Annotated in this window: 16 protein-coding genes; 7 read left to right on the forward strand and 9 right to left on the reverse strand. The window is 61.8% G+C overall.

Annotated features, from left to right (window positions below; genetic code table 11):
* Position 1: 1 nt before the first annotated feature.
* Complete coding sequence (locus Q0601_RS06855; protein ID WP_305288519.1) at positions 2-1,327, reverse strand: aspartate aminotransferase family protein; 1,326 nt, start codon at positions 1,325-1,327, stop codon at positions 2-4.
* A 196-nt stretch (positions 1,328-1,523) separates the two neighbouring features.
* On the opposite strand from Q0601_RS06855, the gene Q0601_RS06860 reads away from it, so the two are divergent.
* Positions 1,524-2,396, forward strand: coding sequence for a MurR/RpiR family transcriptional regulator (locus tag Q0601_RS06860; protein ID WP_305288770.1), 873 nt, complete (start codon positions 1,524-1,526; stop codon positions 2,394-2,396).
* A gap of 189 nt (positions 2,397-2,585) precedes the next feature.
* Here the strand turns inward: Q0601_RS06860 and Q0601_RS06865 are convergent, their stop codons facing one another.
* From Q0601_RS06865 to gntR, 4 genes are read right to left on the reverse strand one after another with little or no spacing between them, the layout of a single operon-like run.
* Complete coding sequence (locus tag Q0601_RS06865; protein WP_305288521.1) at positions 2,586-3,713, reverse strand: fumarylacetoacetate hydrolase family protein; 1,128 nt, start codon at positions 3,711-3,713, stop codon at positions 2,586-2,588.
* Positions 3,714-3,719: 6 nt separating this feature from the next.
* Complete coding sequence (locus tag Q0601_RS06870) at positions 3,720-4,472, reverse strand: SDR family oxidoreductase (RefSeq protein WP_305288523.1); 753 nt, start codon at positions 4,470-4,472, stop codon at positions 3,720-3,722.
* The gene (denD, locus tag Q0601_RS06875; RefSeq protein WP_305288525.1) at positions 4,469-5,458 is read right to left on the reverse strand and encodes a D-erythronate dehydrogenase; all 990 of its coding nucleotides are present in this window, start codon (positions 5,456-5,458) and stop codon (positions 4,469-4,471) included. The genes Q0601_RS06870 and denD overlap by 4 nt, the downstream gene beginning before the upstream one ends.
* A 29-nt stretch (positions 5,459-5,487) precedes the next feature.
* On the reverse strand, positions 5,488-6,510 hold the full coding sequence (gntR, locus tag Q0601_RS06880; protein WP_305288527.1) for an HTH-type transcriptional regulator GntR: 1,023 nt from the start codon (positions 6,508-6,510) through the stop codon (positions 5,488-5,490).
* Positions 6,511-6,729: 219 nt separating this feature from the next.
* On the opposite strand from gntR, the gene Q0601_RS06885 reads away from it, so the two are divergent.
* The 6 genes from Q0601_RS06885 (at position 6,730) to Q0601_RS06910 (ending at position 13,589) form a co-directional block, all read left to right on the forward strand.
* Positions 6,730-7,266: a TRAP transporter small permease gene (locus Q0601_RS06885; protein WP_305288530.1), complete on the forward strand. Its 537-nt coding sequence runs from the start codon at positions 6,730-6,732 to the stop codon at positions 7,264-7,266.
* Complete coding sequence (locus Q0601_RS06890) at positions 7,263-8,543, forward strand: TRAP transporter large permease (protein WP_305288532.1); 1,281 nt, start codon at positions 7,263-7,265, stop codon at positions 8,541-8,543. The genes Q0601_RS06885 and Q0601_RS06890 overlap by 4 nt, the downstream gene beginning before the upstream one ends.
* A 49-nt stretch (positions 8,544-8,592) precedes the next feature.
* Positions 8,593-9,621 (forward strand): TRAP transporter substrate-binding protein, encoded by a 1,029-nt coding sequence (locus tag Q0601_RS06895; protein WP_305288534.1) that lies wholly within the window; start codon positions 8,593-8,595, stop codon positions 9,619-9,621.
* A 70-nt stretch (positions 9,622-9,691) separates the two neighbouring features.
* The gene (locus tag Q0601_RS06900) at positions 9,692-10,906 is read left to right on the forward strand and encodes a mandelate racemase/muconate lactonizing enzyme family protein (protein ID WP_305288536.1); all 1,215 of its coding nucleotides are present in this window, start codon (positions 9,692-9,694) and stop codon (positions 10,904-10,906) included.
* Positions 10,903-11,811, forward strand: coding sequence for a DMT family transporter (locus Q0601_RS06905; protein ID WP_305288538.1), 909 nt, complete (start codon positions 10,903-10,905; stop codon positions 11,809-11,811). Before Q0601_RS06900 ends, Q0601_RS06905 begins: the two co-directional genes overlap by 4 nt.
* Positions 11,808-13,589, forward strand: coding sequence for an IlvD/Edd family dehydratase (locus Q0601_RS06910; RefSeq protein WP_305288540.1), 1,782 nt, complete (start codon positions 11,808-11,810; stop codon positions 13,587-13,589). The genes Q0601_RS06905 and Q0601_RS06910 overlap by 4 nt, the downstream gene beginning before the upstream one ends.
* 116 nt (positions 13,590-13,705) lie before the next feature.
* Here the strand turns inward: Q0601_RS06910 and queE are convergent, their stop codons facing one another.
* The 4 genes from queE to Q0601_RS06930 all read right to left on the reverse strand — a co-directional run bounded on the left by queE (position 13,706) and on the right by Q0601_RS06930 (position 16,586).
* On the reverse strand, positions 13,706-14,443 hold the full coding sequence (gene queE, locus Q0601_RS06915; RefSeq protein WP_305288542.1) for a 7-carboxy-7-deazaguanine synthase QueE: 738 nt from the start codon (positions 14,441-14,443) through the stop codon (positions 13,706-13,708).
* Positions 14,440-14,796, reverse strand: coding sequence for a 6-pyruvoyl trahydropterin synthase family protein (locus Q0601_RS06920; RefSeq protein WP_305288544.1), 357 nt, complete (start codon positions 14,794-14,796; stop codon positions 14,440-14,442). Before Q0601_RS06920 ends, queE begins: the two co-directional genes overlap by 4 nt.
* The gene (gene queC, locus Q0601_RS06925; protein WP_305288546.1) at positions 14,796-15,494 is read right to left on the reverse strand and encodes a 7-cyano-7-deazaguanine synthase QueC; all 699 of its coding nucleotides are present in this window, start codon (positions 15,492-15,494) and stop codon (positions 14,796-14,798) included. The genes Q0601_RS06920 and queC overlap by 1 nt, the downstream gene beginning before the upstream one ends.
* Positions 15,495-15,653: 159 nt before the next feature.
* Entirely contained in the window at positions 15,654-16,586 is a 933-nt protein-coding gene (locus tag Q0601_RS06930; protein ID WP_370656099.1) for a LysR family transcriptional regulator, read from the reverse strand.
* Between the last annotated feature and the right edge of the window lie 94 nt (positions 16,587-16,680).

Consider the following 16,680-nt stretch of genomic DNA (forward strand, 5'->3'; position numbering starts at 1 on the left):
CCTACTCCGCCGTCACGGTGGCGATAGCGCCGGCAAGACGATCAACGATCTGGTCGATTTCGTCGGGCTGGACGATATAGGGCGGGGCCAGCAGCACGTGATCACCATGCACCCCGTCTATGGTTCCGCCCATCGGATAGCACAACAGGCCACGCGCCATCGCCTCTTTCTTGATCCGGGCATGGATACGGCGGGCAGGATCGAAGGGGGTCTTGTTGTCCTTGTCGGCAACAAGCTCGATGCCCCGGAACAGCCCCCTTCCCCGGATGTCGCCGACATGGGGCGATTGCCCCAGCGCGGCGTCAAGGCCGGATTGCAGGCGCTCGCCCATGGCCTGAACATGCTCCATCATTCCGGGCCGCGACAAGATTTCGACGACCTTGTCGGCGGCCGCAGCCGCGACAGGATGGCCGATATAGGTATGGCCGTGCTGAAACAGGCCCGAACCATCCGCAAAGGCGCGATAGATATCCCGCGACAGCATCACCGCGCCGATCGGCTGATAGCCAGCGCCCAGCCCCTTGGCGATAGTGATCAGGTCGGGGCGTACTCCTTCGGCGGAGCAGGCGAAGATCGAGCCGGTCCTGCCCATGCCGCACATCACCTCGTCCAGGATCAGAAGCACGCCGTAACGGTCGCAGACCTCGCGGATACGGCGGAAATAACCCGGCACCGCCGGCACCGCGCCCAGCGTCGCGCCGACCACCGGTTCGGCCACGAATGCGATCACCTGATCCGAACCCAGTTCAAGGATCCTGGCCTCCAGTTCCGCGGCCAGCCGTGCGGCATAATCCTCGGTTGTCTCACCCTCGCGCTGGTCGCGATAGGCGTAACAGGGCGAAACATGATGCGTTTCCGGCAGGATCGGCTGAAACTGCGCCCTGCGCCAGGCATTGCCCCCCGCCGCCAATGCGCCGATGGTATTGCCGTGATAGCTTTGCCTGCGCGCGATAATGTGGCGCCGCTGCGGCTGGCCGATCTCGACGAAATACTGCCGCGCCATCTTCAGTGCCGCCTCGACCGCCTCGGAACCGCCCGAGACCAGATAGACATAGTCCAGCCCCTCGGGCGCCAGCCCCACCAGGCGCTCGGCCAGCGATTCCGCGGCATCGGTAGTGAAGAAGGAGGTATGGGCATATGCGATGCGATCCATCTGCCCGCGCATCGCCTCCAATATCTCGGCATTGCCATGTCCAAGACAACTGACCGCCGCGCCCCCAGAGCCGTCGATATAGCTGCGCCCCTCGGCATCGCCGATATGGACTCCCTGTCCTGAAACCGCGCGCGGCAATGCCGCCGCGATGGAACGGTGAAGAATTCTGGTCATTCGTCTGTCCCGTATCTGCAAGGGAATCGCGGCGCCGCCGCCTGAAACGATTCGTGCCAGAATCCGTCTCGTATTGCAACAATTGTTTTATAAAGTAATATCAAGATACATTTGAATCCTTCGCTTGCCGGAAGCCCATTGCTTTCCAGCGACATTCAGGCAAGTTGGTGACCCAAGGAATAAAGGCTTGAAACATATGTCTCATGGCGACGCATTGCGTGACCGGATCATTGGCACCTATGAGTCCATGCCACCCCAATTGCAGCAGGCCGCGCGCCACATTCTGGAACATCCTGACGAGGTCGCACTGGTCTCGATGCGGGAATTGGCGCGGAACGCGGGTGTTCAACCCTCGACCATGACCCGGCTGGCCAAGTTTCTGGGCTTCGACGGCTATGAAGATATCCGCGCCCATCACGCCCGGGCAATCCGGCTGAGAGTGGATGGCTTCGCCGCCCAGCAGCAACGTTCCAGCGATAGCGGCGAAGGGCTGGCGCAGCAGATGTTGTACAGCCTGTCCGCCCAGATCAACCGACTGGCCGAGCCCGCGTCGATTGCCCGGCTGGAGGCAGCGGCCGAACGGCTGGCACAGGCGCGACGCGTCTATGTTCTTGGCCTTCGGTCATGCCATCTTGTGGCGTGGCATTTCCATTATGTCATGAGGCTTCTGGGCGAGCGCACGGAACATCTGGACGGTCTTGCGGGAACCATCGGCGACGGGCTGATGCGGGCCGGGGCCGAAGATGTGCTGCTGGCGATCTCGATCAGTCCCTATGCGCGCCACAGTCTGGAACTCGCCCAGCTTGCCCGTGAAAAGAACATGGGCGTCGTTGCCATCACGGATAGCGAAGTTTCACCGCTGATCGGCATCGCCGACGAGGCCATTCTTTGCGCGACGGAAAGCCCGACCTTCTTCCACACGCTTTCCCCTGCACTGGCCGTTTCCGAAGTGCTGTGCGGCCTGCTGGCAAATCGCGACCGCGCCGCCGCACTTGAAGCGTTGCAAAAGGCCGATCAGCACCTGCAGGGCCTGAACACCTATTCCGGGGCCATCCCTAAAAGGCAGTGAACGGGCCAGCATGCGAGAGGCTCTTGATGGACCGACCGGAGCGCCGTTCCCGCCAGCCCCACCCTTTCAAGCTGGCACGCCGGAAAAGGCGGGTAGTTCTTGCAATGTGGCCAGCGGCACCACCATCATCATAGCCGGATAAGATCGCATGAGATGGATCGGGCATGCGCGACCTGCGTGCCCCCCCCGCTACAGAAGCCCTGCCCCAGCAAGATCGGCCATGAGCGCGCGCGTGCCATAAGTCCAGGCCGGACATTCAGTCGATAGCCCGACCGTGTTCACCAAGGCCCCCAGCGCCGGGGCCGAGATCGTCACCACGTCGCCGATCTTGTGGGTGAATCCTTGCCCTTGCCCGTCACGATCCTGTACCGGCGCGAACATCGTGCCCAGATACAGCACCAGCCCGTCAGGATACTGATGATGATCCCCAATCGCCGCCGCCGCCAGCGCTTCCGGGCTGCGCGAGATCTGGCCCATCGACGACGACCCGGTCAGCACGAAACCATCCTCGCCGGTCACCTCCAGCGCGACCTCCAGCGCCTTGACGTCATCCAGCCCGAAGCCGCCATTGAACAGCCGGATGAACGGCCCAAGCGCGGCAGACGCGTTGTTATCCTTGGCCTTGCCCAGCAGCAGGGCCGAGCGCCCCTCGACATCGCGCAGGTTAACATCATTGCCAAGCGTCGCACCGACTATCCTGCCGGTCGAGGACACCACCACCGCCACCTCTGGCTCGGGGTTGTTCCAGGTCGAGATCGGATGCAGCCCGATCATCGCGCCATGCCCGACACTGGCCATAGGCTGACATTTTGTGAAGATTTCGGCATCCGGGCCAATGCCGACCTCCAGATACTGGCTCCAGACGCCGCGCTCGATCAGCCGCGCCTTGACCGCCATCGCGCCCCTGGATCCCGGCACCAGATCGGACAGATCCTCGCCGATCAGTTCCAGGATATCGCGCCGCAAGGCATCCGCGCGACCCGGATCGCCCATTGCCTGTTCCTCGATCACACGTTCCAGCAGGCTGACCACAAAGGTCACGCCAGAGGCTTTCACAGCCTGAAGATCGACCGGTGACAGCAGCGTGACCGCCTGTGCCCCGCCCGCCAGCATCGCATCCAGATCCGCTACGGGCTGACCCGGTGCGGTCGCCACATAGCCCGCCGGATCCGACATCTCGCAGATGTCGCGCACCGTCGGCGCGGCCTTTGCGGTGATATCCATCACCTGTCCGCCGCGGATCGTCACCACCCGGGGATGCCCGCCCTGTGCCAGCCGCACCCGGCCAAGAAACACTCCGTCGTCAAAGACGCTCATCTATCCTTATCCTCTTCCCACAAATGGCATCTGCGTCGCCATCACTGTCAGGGTCAGCGCATTCGCATCCAGCGGCAGCCCCGCCATGTAGCGGACCGCATCGGCGATATGGGCAACGTCAATCGTCGGCTCGACCGCCAGCGAGCCGTCGGGCTGCATCACCCCGGTCGCCATCCGCCGCGTCATCTCGGTCGAGGCGTTGCCGATATCGATCTGCCCGACGGCGATATTGAACGGCCGCCCGTCCAGCGCCGAAGCCCGCGTCAGACCCGACACCCCGGCCTTGGTCGCAGCATAGGGCGAGGCCAGCGGGCGCGGCATCGTGGCCGAGACCGAGCCGTTATTGATGATCCGCCCGCCCTGCGGCTGCTGCGCCTTGAACTGGCGAAAGGCGAATTGCGTGCAGAAGAACGCGCCGGTCAGGTTCACGCCCATGACCTGCCCCCATTCCTCGGCGGTGATATCTTCCAGCGGCACCGCGGACGGGTTCATGCCGGCATTATTGACCAGCAGATCCAGCCTGCCCCATCTCTCGATCACCGCAGCGAAAGCCGCGCCCACTGCATCCCGCTGGCCAATATCGACCGGGACGGCCAGCAACCGGTCGCCCGATGGATCGATGCCGGATGCGGTCTCGTCCAACACCTCCTTGCGGCGCCCGAACAGCGCGACATGAAAGCCGTCCCCATGCAGCGCCGTGGCGATGGCCTTGCCGATTCCGGTACCCGCACCGGTGACGATGGCAACCCGCATACTCATGACGGGATATCTCCGCCAAGCTCATCCTCGATATGGATGCGAATGATCTCGTCAAAGGACCCGTCGGCCTGAAACCCCAGCGATATCGCCCGTGCGGCGTCGAAATCCCTGGCCCAACCATCAACTATCCCGGCGATCATCGCATCCGGTTCACGCCGGATCAGTGCGGCTGCCTTGTCGCCGGCCACGCGCCGCAAAGCCTCGATCTGCTCGCCCACCGTGGCCGACAGGCCCGGCATGTTCAGATTGCGCCTTGCACCAAGGATGGCCGTGTCCATCTCGGCCGCGCGGATCAGAAAGCCCACCGCCGCGCGCGGGCTTGCATGCCAGTGCCGGACGCTTTCATCGACCGGCAACACCGCCTGTTGCCCCACCAGCGGCTCGCGCAGGATCGATGAGAAGAACCCCGAGGCAGCCTTGTTCGGCGCGCCCGGCCGGATGCAGATCGTCGGCAGGCGGATGCCGACGCCATCCAGAAAGCCGCGCCGGGAATAGTCGGACAGCAGCAATTCCCCGATCGCCTTCTGGGTGCCATAGCTGGTAAGTGGCGTCTGGAAGAACTCGTCGCCGATCCGGTCGGGAAACGGCGCACCGAAGACCGCGATGGAAGAGGTGAAAATCACGCGCGGACAATAGGGCTGCGTCAGCCCTTCTTGCCGGATCGCCTCGAACAAGTGGCGGGTGCCGTCCAGATTGATCGCATAGCCCTTGTCGAAATCCAGCTCTGCCTCGCCCGAGACGATGGCGGCAAGATGAAAGATAACGTCGGGCCTGCGTGAAATCAGTCCGGGCGCGACCTTGGGGTCGGAAATGTCCACGGCCCGCGCCGAAATGGCGATGCCGCCGCCCGTGACTGGCTCGGGCGCGACCACATCCAGCAGCTCGATTTTCCGGATCGGCTTACCGGCAAGCGCCTTTCGCTCGATCAGCGCCGAGGTGAGCTTGCGCCCTATCATCCCCGCCGCGCCTATGATCAGGATATTCATGTCTCTGGTGGCCCTCCCTGCCGTTTCAGTCAACGCGCCGTGCTTTGTCGCGCCTTCAATTCGTAACCCACGTCGATCACCGCGGGATCAGGACGCTCGCCCCGGCCCGCCGCCGCAATCATCTCGATCGCGCGGCGGCCCATCTCGTAGCGCAACGTCCAGATGGACGAAATCGAGGGGCACGAGGCCGCCGTGTATTCAAGATTGTTATATCCGATGATCCCGAACTGCCCCGGCACCCGGATCCGCCGCCGCTGGCATTCGAACAGAGCCCCCATCGCCATATCGTCATTGTTGCAGAAGACCGCATCCGCATCAGGCACCATCGCAAGAAAATCGGCGAACATCTCGGCTCCGTGAGTGACCGAGGACGGCTGCGGCGAGGTATGGATCAGCGCCTCGTCATAAAGACCCGCGTCCTGCAGCACCTCGACATAGCCGTTAAGACGCCTCTGCGCGCGGGGATCCATCCGTGCTCCGATGAAGCCAATTCGCCGGTAACCCTTTTCCAGCAGATGCCGGGTCGCCGCGCGACCGCCCTCGTTGTGGTCGAAGCCGATCATCATGTCGATCGGATCGGGCCCGATATCCATGATCTGAACCACCGGACAGCCAAGGCTGGACAGGATCCGCCGGGTCGCCGGAAGCTGATCGATCCCTGCCACGATCAGACCCGCAGGACGCTGCGCGGCAAACACCCTGACCAGTTCCTCTTCCTTCCGGGCCGTATAGCGGGAATTGCCAAGCTGAACCTGAAACGCAGTCCCCTCGACGGCTTCGTAAACACCCCGAAGCACATCGGCGAAGACCTGATTGGTGACCGAAGGAATGATCACCCCGATGATCGAGGTCGTCGCCGAAGCCAGCGCCCGCGCGGCCTGATTGGGCGAGTAGCCAAGCCGGGCAACCGCTTCTGCCACCCGCGCCCGAACCTTCTCCGACACGATGTCAGGGGTTCGCAGCGCACGTGAAACCGTGATAACGCTTACATCTGCTGCTTCAGCCACGTCTTTCAGTGTCACAGATTTGTAATTACTATCATATTTCTTCATTCACTCCCCCTGACCCTGCCGTATTTCTGCGTCAGGTCGTTGACAATGATATACGCTGTCATTTAACCTCCTGTCCAGTCCGGTGCGGAATGGCGCGACATCATGCCCGCCCAGTCATCGGGATCTGCAATGGCGCGGGTGGAAACCGGAGGCGCGCCGAAGGGGAGGATATAACGTGCCCTGCACGACTTGTTTGATCTCGGCCGCGAGGGGTCGGGAATGAAGGCAATTGTCAACGGTATCGTCAAACTCATCGAGTTCGTCATCGTGGCCCTTCTGGCCGGCATGGCGCTGATGGTATTCCTGAATGTGATCCTGCGTTACGGCTTCAATTCCGGCATCGTCATGTCGGAAGAAATGAGCCGGTTCTTTTTCGTCTGGCTGACCTTCATCGGCGCGGTACTGGCTTTCAAGGAAAACGGTCATCTGGGCGTCGAGACACTGGTGCGGGTATTCGGGCGGCGCGGGCGCGTCATCTGCATGGCGCTGACCAATATGCTGATCCTGCTTTGCGTCGGAATCCTGTTCTGGGGCACATGGCAGCAGGCGCCGATCAATGCCAGCATGACATCGCCCGTCGCGGGCATGCCGATGATCATGGTTTATGGCGTGGCCTTCTTCACCTCGGTCGGCATGGGGCTTATCGCGGGCTGGCGGCTGTTCAACATCCTGACCGGTCGCGTCACCGATGCCGAAATCGCCGAGTTCGTCGGTGAATACGACGATGTGGAAACCCTGATAGGGCGCGGCGAATGACCATCTTCGTTTTTCTGGCCTCGCTTCTGGGGGCTATGGCGATCGGCGCGCCAATCGCCTTTTCACTGATGTTCTGCGGTGTGGTGCTGATGACCTATATGGGCATCTTCAACCCGCAGATCGTCGCTCAGAACATGATCGACGGGGCCAACAGCTTCATTCTGCTGGCGATCCCCTTCTTCATCCTTGCCGGAGAGCTGATGAATGCGGGCGGGCTGTCGAAGCGGATCATTGATTTCGCGCTTGCCTTCGTCGGCCATCTGAAGGGCGGGCTTGGCGTCGTCGCCATCGTCGCCGCGTTGATCATGGCCTCGCTGTCGGGCTCTGCGGCGGCGGATACGGCGGCACTGGCCGCGATCCTGATCCCGATGATGCGGAACGCAGGCTATGACGTGCCACGCTCTGCCGGGCTGATCGCGGCGGGCGGGATCATTGCCCCGGTATTGCCGCCTTCGGTCGCCTTCATCGTTTTCGGCGTCGCCGCGAATGTGTCGATCACCCAGCTTTTCCTGGGTGGTATCGTGCCCGGCATCCTGATGGCGGTCGGCCTGCTGATCGCCTGGCAGATCGTCGCCCGGCGCGACAATGTAAAGGTGCTGCCGAAACAGGACTGGGCAGCGCGTGGTCAGGCCACGCTTAAGGCAGGCTGGGCACTGATCATGCCGGTCATCATCATGGGTGGCATCCGCTTTGGCATCTTCACCCCCACCGAGGCAGGGGTCATCGCCGCGTTCTACGCGCTGTTCGTCGGCCTGTTCATCTATCGCGAGCTGAAACTTTCCGATCTTTACGGTGTACTGCTACGGGCGGCCAAGACCACGTCTGTAATCCTGTTTCTGGTCGCCGGGGCGCTGGTCTCGGCATGGCTGATCACCAGCGCCAATATTCCGGGCGAGATTACCCGGATGCTGGAGCCGGTGATGGATAATCCGATACTGCTGATGTTCATGATGATGGTGCTGGTCTTCATCGTCGGCACCGCGCTGGACCTGACGCCGACGATCCTGATCCTGACCCCCGTCCTGATGCCGATCGTCAAGCAGGCGGGGATCGATCCGGTCTATTTCGGGGTCCTGTTCGTGATGAATAACTGTATCGGGCTGGTCACGCCCCCGGTCGGCGTCGTGCTGAACGTGGTCAGCGGCGTGGCGCGGGTGCCCATGGGCAAGGTCATCGTCGGCGTCCTGCCGTTCCTGGTCGCCCACACCATCGTCATGCTGCTCATGGTGCTGTTTCCTAGTCTCGTGCTGGCCCCGCTTGAAATTCTCGGCCGCTGACAAGGCGACCGGGCAGAAACGCTGAAGTCCCAAGGAGGAGGAGGACGATATGGCAACGAAGAAACTGGCACTGAAGAAAACCCTGACCGCAGGTCTTGCGGCAACCATGATCGCGGGCCTGCTGGCCCCGGCCAGCGCCGACATCAGCAAGCGCACCATCCGCGTTTCGAACGGCGTAGCCGAGGATCACCCCAATGGCGAGGGTGTCCGCGCCATGGCGCAATGCTTCGACGAAAAGACCGGAGGCGAATGGACGCTGAACGCGTTCTGGAGCTCTGCTCTTGGCGATGACCTGCAGGCGACGCAGGCCCTGCGCTCGGGGACACAGGAAATGGTCGTGACATCGTCTTCGCCCATCGTCGGCATCGTGCCCGCGCTTGGCGTTTTCGATCTGCCCTTCCTGTTCGCCAACGAGAAAGAGGCCGATGCGGTTCTGGATGGCGAGTTCGGGCAATATATCGCGGACATGATGCCGGCTGCCAATCTGGTCAATCTGGCCTATTGGGAAAATGGCTTCCGCAACCTGACCAACTCTGCCCGGCCTGTGACCAAGCTGGAGGATTTCAGCGGCATGCGCGTGCGGGTGATGCAGAATAATGTCTTCCTCGACACGTTCCAGACGCTGGGCACCAACGCCACGCCGATGGCCTTTGGCGAGGTGTTCTCGGCGCTTGAGACCGGGGCAATCGACGGGCAGGAAAATCCTTACGTGACCATCGACACGTCGAAATTCTACGAGGTGCAGAAATATCTGTCGAATACGCGCCATGCCTATACGCCGTTCATGGTGCTGTTCTCGAAGACGATCTGGGATCAGTATTCGGAAGAAGAACAGCAGATCCTTGTGGATTGCGCCGTTGTCGGTCGTGATGTCCAGCGCGAGGCCAGCCGCAAACTGTCCGAAGAATCGCTGGCCCGCGTGGAAGAGGCTGGTCTGGAGGTAAACGACATCGACACCGCCGAGATGGAGAAAATCCACGAGGCCGTGCAGGGTGTCTATGAACGTCACGCCGAAGAAATCGGCCCGGAAGTGATCGAGAAGATGCAGGCCGCGCTGGCCGAGATCCGGGGCGAGTAAGCCCTGATAATCCGCTGGCTGGCCCGGGTTTCGGGCCGGTCGGCATCACGCGCCAATCCCGGATTCTGCCATGAAGATCACCGCCGTTGAAACCCTCAGGCTCAGCGAATTCTCGAATATCGTCTGGATTCTGATCCGCACCGACGAAGGCATCACCGGGTTGGGCGAGACCTTCATGGGTGCCGCTGCGGTCGAGGCCTATATCCACGAAACCGTCGCCCCCAAGCTGATCGGGCGCGATCCGATGCAGATCGAGGCGATCAATCGCGATCTGCTGGGCTATCTCGGCTGGCGTGGCGCAGGTGTCGAGACGCGCGGCAATTCCGCCGTCGACATTGCGCTTTGGGATATTTTCGGCAAGGCGCTTGGCGTTCCCGTTTCGGTCGCACTCGGCGGCCGCTCGCGCGACAGTGTGCGGACCTATAATACTTGCGCGGGCTATCGCTATGTCCGCGACGCGCGGGCGCAGGCGGTGGCGAATTGGGGCCTGGACCGGAAAAGCGACGGCCCATACGAGGATCTGGACGCTTTCCTGAACGATGCCGGGGAACTGGCGCAATCGCTGCTGGAGCAGGGCATCACCGGCATGAAGATCTGGCCTTTCGACATCGCCGCCGAACGGACCAACGGACTTGATATTTCCGCCGATGAATTGCGCACCGCCCTGCAACCCTTCGAGAAAATCCGCAAGGCTGTCGGCGACCGTATGGATATCATGGTCGAGTTTCATTCGCTGTGGCGTCTGCCCGCCGCACAGCGGATCGCCCGCGCCTTGCAGGAATTCGATACTTATTGGCATGAAGACCCCGTCCGCATGGACAGCCTCGAGGCGTTGAAAGCCTATGCGCCGCACAGCCGGGCGATGATCTGCGCGTCGGAGACGCTGGCCTATCCGCATGCGTTCCGCGACTATCTGGCAACCGGCGTGGCCGGGGTCGCGATGCTGGATCTGTCATGGTGCGGCGGGCTGTCCGAAGCCCGCAAGATCGCCGCTTTGGCCGAAGCGCAGCAGATCCCGGTCGCGCCTCATGATTGCACCGGCCCGGTGGTCTTCATGGCCTCGTGCCAGTTCTCGCTTCATGCCCGGAATACGCTGGTTCAGGAATCGGTCCGTGCTTTCTATACCGGCTGGTATACCGAGCTGGTGACGGCCCTGCCGCAGATCGAAAACGGTCAGATCACCATGCCCGACACGCCCGGCCTGGGCATCGAGTTGCTGCCCGATCTCTTCACCCGCCCGGACGCGATCCACCGGCGGTCCACTGCCGACGGCGAAGCCGGATGAACGAAGCTGCGGCCACGCCCACCACGATGTCGCCAACCCGGCTTGGCGTGCTGATCATGCTGCTGGCGATGTTCCTGTTCTCGCTGAACGACGCCATGGGGAAATGGCTGGTCACAACCTATTCGGTCGGTCAGGTTCTGATGCTGCGCTCGGGCGTCGCGCTGGTCATTCTGCTGCCGTTTCTGTGGCGCGCGGGATTGCGGCCGATCCTGTCGGCTGATCGTCCATGGCTGCAATTCGCCCGCGTGGTCTTCTCGACCGCCGAGGTGTTCTGCTTCTACTGGGCGGTCTGTTTCCTGCCGCTGGCCGATGTGATGACCTATTGGCTGGCCGCTCCGATCTATGTCGCCGCATTATCGCCGTTCCTTCTGGGCGAGAAGGTCGGGCGGATCCGCTGGGCGGCCATTGCGCTTGGCTTCATCGGCGTGCTGGTCGCATTGACCCCTTCGGGTCAGGTGAATCCGCTGGCGATCCTGTTCGCCATCATCGGCACATTGGCATTCGCCCTGATGATCATCACCGGGCGCAGCCTGCGCGGCACGCCTGACACCACGCTGGTCCTGTTCCAGATTCTGGGCGCGCTGCTGGCCGGGATCGTGCTTGCGCCCTTTGGCTGGGTGACGCCGACCCTGCCGGATTTCCTGCTTTTGGGAGCGCTGGGCGTGGTCGCCATGCTGGCCCATATCTGCGTCAACCGCGCCGTGAAACTGGCCGATGCGTCAACAGTCGCACCCTTGCAATACACGCTGCTGCCATGGGCGATCATCCTTGGCTGGTTGTTCTTCGATGACCTGCCCCGCCCGCTGACCCTGATCGGAGCGGCGATCATCATTGCATCGGGCTTTGTCATCTACTGGCGGGAAAACCGCGTGAAATCCCTTGCCGGGATGGGAGAAATATCGTGAAGAAACTGCGGTCGCGGGCATGGTTCGACAATCCCGACAATATCGACATGACGGCGCTTTACCTCGAACGCCATATGAACCACGGCATCACCCGGGAAGAGCTGCAATCCGGCAAGCCGATCATCGGCATTGCGCAATCCGGCTCGGATCTGAACCCGTGCAACCGTCACCATATCATTCTGGCGCAGCGTATCCGCGAAGGTATCCGCGAGGCCGGCGGCATCGCCTTCGAATTCCCGGTGCATCCGATTCACGAAAATTCGAAACGCCCCACGGCAGGGCTGGACCGCAACCTTGCCTATCTTGGTCTGGTCGAGATTCTGTATGGCTATCCGCTGGATGGTGTCGTGCTGACCATCGGTTGCGACAAGACCACGCCCGCCATGCTGATGGCGGCGGCGACGGTGAATATTCCGGCTATCGCCTTCTCGGTCGGACCGATGCTGAACGGCTGGTTCAAGGGCAAGCGCACCGGATCCGGCACGATCCTGTGGAAAGCGCGCGAGATGCTGGCGGCGGGTGAAATCAAGAATGAGGAATTCATCGAACTGGTCGCCTCATCCGCGCCTTCGGTCGGCTATTGCAACACGATGGGCACCGCCACGACGATGAATTCGCTGGCCGAGGCGATCGGTATGCAGCTGCCCGGCTCTGCCGCCATTCCCGCGCCGCATAAGGACCGCGCGGCAATGGCCTGGCGCACGGGTAAGCGGATCGTGGAAATGGCGCATGAGGATCTGAAGCCTTCAGACATCCTGACGCGCGAGAATTTCCTGAACGCCATCGTGGTCAATTCGGCCATCGGCGGATCAAGCAACGCCCCGATCCATATCAACGCGCTGGCCCGGCATATGGGGGTGGAGTTGTCGATTGACGATTGGCAGACCCACGGCCATCACATTCCGCTGCTGGTCAATCTGCAACCCGCCGGGGAATATCTGGGCGAGGATTACCACCGAGCGGGCGGTGTTCCTGCCGTCGTGAACGAATTGATGACGAAGGGCCTGATTCACGAAGACGCGCCGACGGTCAACGGCCAGACTCTGGGCCAGAACTGCCGCGAGACGCCGATCCTTGATCATGACGTGATCCGGCCTTTCGATCTGCCGCTGCAATCCGAGGCGGGCTTCCTGATCCTGCGCGGCAATCTGTTCGACAATGCGGTAATGAAAACCTCGGTCATCTCGCAGGAATTCCGCGACCGCTACTTAAGCAACCCCGATGATCCCGACGCGTTCGAAGGCCGCGCCGTAGTCTTCGACGGCCCCGAGGATTATCATGCCCGCATCGACGATCCGGCCCTGGGGATCGACGAATACACCCTGCTGTTCATGCGCGGCGCCGGTCCTATCGGCTTTCCCGGCGCGGCCGAGGTCGTGAACATGCGCCCACCCGATTACCTGATCAAGCGCGGCATCCTTGCCCTGCCCTGCATCGGTGACGGGCGGCAATCGGGCACTTCTGGCTCGCCTTCGATCCTGAACGCCTCGCCCGAGGCGGCGGCGGGTGGCAATCTGGCGATCCTTCAGACCGGCGACCGGGTACGGATCGATCTGAAGGCGGGGATTGTGGATATGCTGGTGTCTGACGATGAAATCGCGCGCCGTCGCGCCGGGCTGGAAGCCGCAGGAGGCTATCCTTACCCGGACCATCAGACGCCGTGGCAGGAAATTCAGCGTGGCATGGTCAGCCAGCTTGGCGATGGCGCGGTGCTGGAACCTGCCGTCAAATATCAGCGCATCGCCCAGACCATGGGCCTGCCCCGCGACAATCACTAAAGCTTTCACGACCCGGCTTCAAACGTCCGGTTTTCAAGCGGCAGAGCAGAGTTTGCGGTGGCGGGACATCAGGGCTGTGGGGGGTCCTTGCAGATAGCGATCAAGTGATATCGCGGTCAGACGCCACGTTTGTTGCCCCAGATCAGGACGTGCAGCTGCGGCAGCACATGTGCCGCAAACCATCGCTCTGCGATCACCCGATCGATCAGCCAGCCCATGCGCCCAAGAATGCCTTCGGTGTCGATGCAGGCATCCATATCCTCTGGCCCCGGCGGGGTGTGATTGCCCGGTTGCAGATAGACCGACAGATATGGAAACCGGGCGGCCGCCTTGCGGGCATAGGCAAAATCCGCCTCATCGAAGATCACGAATTTAAGCGCGATGCGCGGCTTCGACGCGGCTGCCTTGACGCAATCCCCCAAAGCTTCCCAATCGGTCGTCATGGCGCTGGAAGGCGGTTTCGGGCTTAGAACCAGCATATCCAGATCGGAAAACCAGTCCCGGCTGACCGAGCCCTGCGTCTCCAGCGCGAACCGATAACCCTTGGCCTGCCCCTGCCGGATCAGCGGCCCAAGGGGCTGGATGGCGGGGTTTCCACCCGAAAGCGAGACCATCAGGGGGGTGTCCCCGGAAAGCGCGCGCACTCTGGCAAGAATTTCGGTGGTGGTCATTGGGCGCCAGTCCGCGCGAAAACGGGAATCGACGGCATGCAGACTATCGCACCAGGAACAGCGGTAATCGCAGCCGCCTGTGCGCACGAACACCGTGGGCTGACCGATCAGCGCGCCTTCACCCTGAATGGTCGGCCCGAAGATCTCGCTTATTCGGATCGTTTCGGAAGCGGATGCGCTCATGGCCGGTACTCGGCCCAGGTCTTGGGCGTCTCGCTGACCCTGACCGCAACGGTTTCGGGCAGGCGCGACTTGCACCAATCGAAGAAATGCCGGGCCAGACATTCGGCGGTGACCGCATCATGGCCAAGCACATCGTTCAGGTGGCGATGATCGAAATTCTCGTCGAGATAGCGCCTGAAAGGGGCCAACTCATGATAATCGCGCACGAAGCCAAAACTGTTCAGCTTTGCCGCTGCAAGCTCGACCACCACGATATAGTTGTGGCCGTGCAGCCGCGCGCATTGATGATCGGGCGGCAGTTGGCAAAGCTGGTGCGAGGCGGAAAAGTGGAATTCCTTGGAGATCCGGAACATCAGTGCGCACCGCCCTTCACGGCGTGACGCCAGAAATCGGCATCCTCATAGGCAGTGGGATCGGCAATGCCGGCAAGATCGAAAGCCTCGCGGCGCTCGACACAGGTGCCGCATCTGCCGCAATGGATATCGCCGCCCTTATAGCAGGACCAGGTTTGCCCGAAGGGCGTGCCGTGGCGGGCGCCGTCGGTCACGATGGCCGATTTCGGCGCGTTGATGTAAGGCGCGAACAAGGTGACGTCCGCATATCCTTCCAGCGCATGGCGCTGCATGGTCCGGAAGGCATCGATAAAGCCGGGGCGGCAATCGGGATAAATGAAATGATCGCCTCCATGCACGGCGGTCGCCACCGCATCCGCGCCCCGGGTGGCGGCAAGGCCGAAGGCGATGGCAAGCATGATGGCGTTGCGATTGAGCACCACGGTGATACGCATGGTTTCTTCCGCATAATGCCCGTCGGGTACATCAACATCGTCCGTCAGCGCCGAGCCGGACAGGCTGCGGCCAATGTCGCGAATGTCGATGGTCTGGTGCGGCACCCTCAGGCGGGCGGCACAGGCGGCGGCGAAGGTGATTTCCTTGCGATGTCTCTGACCATAATCGAACGATACAAGCCCAAGCAATTCATGCTCGGCCGCGATCCTGTGGGCAAGAGAAACGGAATCCAATCCGCCAGAGCAGATCACGATGGTTTTCATTCGGCTATCCTTGTTTTGACCGGGTAGGCTGCGACCGGTAGTCTGCGGGCAGCGATACACTGCGACGACAGGGTATGTGAAGACGAAATTTGCGGCGATAGCTTCAAAAGCAGAGCATCAGTTCTCACTGAATTGAAATACGCGACCCATTGCGCCGGCTCAAAGCGCCTCTCGTTTCAGCAGCGCCGCCAGCCAATCGGCAAAAACCTGAAGACGGCGGGAAAGATGCTGACGATGAGGATAGAGCAGCGTCATGGGCAGGGGTTCGGCGCGGTGGCCGGGCATCACTTCGACGAGTTCGCCCGCTTCGAGATGGCGTCTGACGTCATAAGCGGGAATCTGGATAAGACCGAGGCCCGCCAGACAAGAGGCGATATAGGTTTCCGCACTGTTGACGGTGACACGGCCGCGCATCGGCATGGATCGCACTGTGCCATCCTCGCTCCATTCCCACGCCTCGACACGCCCGGTTGACGGCGAGGCGTAGTTGACCGCCAGATGATCATGCAGGTCATCCGGCGATTCGGGAATGCCATGATGTTCCAGATAGGCGGGGCTTGCGACATTGATCAGCGGCAGGTCGCCGATCGACCGCGCGATCAGGCCGGAATCGGTGAGCGGTCCAACCCGCAGGACACAATCGACGCTTTCCTCGACAAGGTTGACGGCACGGTCAGTGACACCGAAATCAATGTCGATCTCGGGATAAGCGTCGAGAAAGGCCGGCAATGCCGGCGTGATGAGCAGGCGTCCGATGCGGCCCGGAACGTCGATACGCAGCCTGCCCGAGGGCATCGCCGATTGCCGGAAGATGTTTTCGGTTTCTTCAACATCCGCGATCAGCCGCAAGCAGCGTTCATAGAAGGTCGAGCCGTCCTGTGTCGGCGAAACGACCCTGGTGGTTCGATGCAGAAGCCTGGCGCCGACACGGGCTTCCAGCTCTTGCACCGCCGCCGACACCGAAGAGCGTGGCATGCTTAGCCTGTCTGCCGCGCGGGTGAAGCTAGAACATTCGACGACCCGGGCAAAAATGCGGAAAAGATCAATACGGTCCAAGCGGGAACGGCCTCCATTGTCCAGGAATTGCGACAAGTGATGTCAGAATGATCTCCTTTATAGGGAAATGATAGACGATATTCTGTGTCCTCGGAAGCGGCTGCATGGCGCAGCCGTATATCTTGAAAGG

It is taken from the genome of Paracoccus wurundjeri, assembly GCF_030678915.1.
Taxonomy (GTDB): Bacteria; Pseudomonadota; Alphaproteobacteria; order Rhodobacterales; family Rhodobacteraceae; genus Paracoccus; species Paracoccus onubensis_A.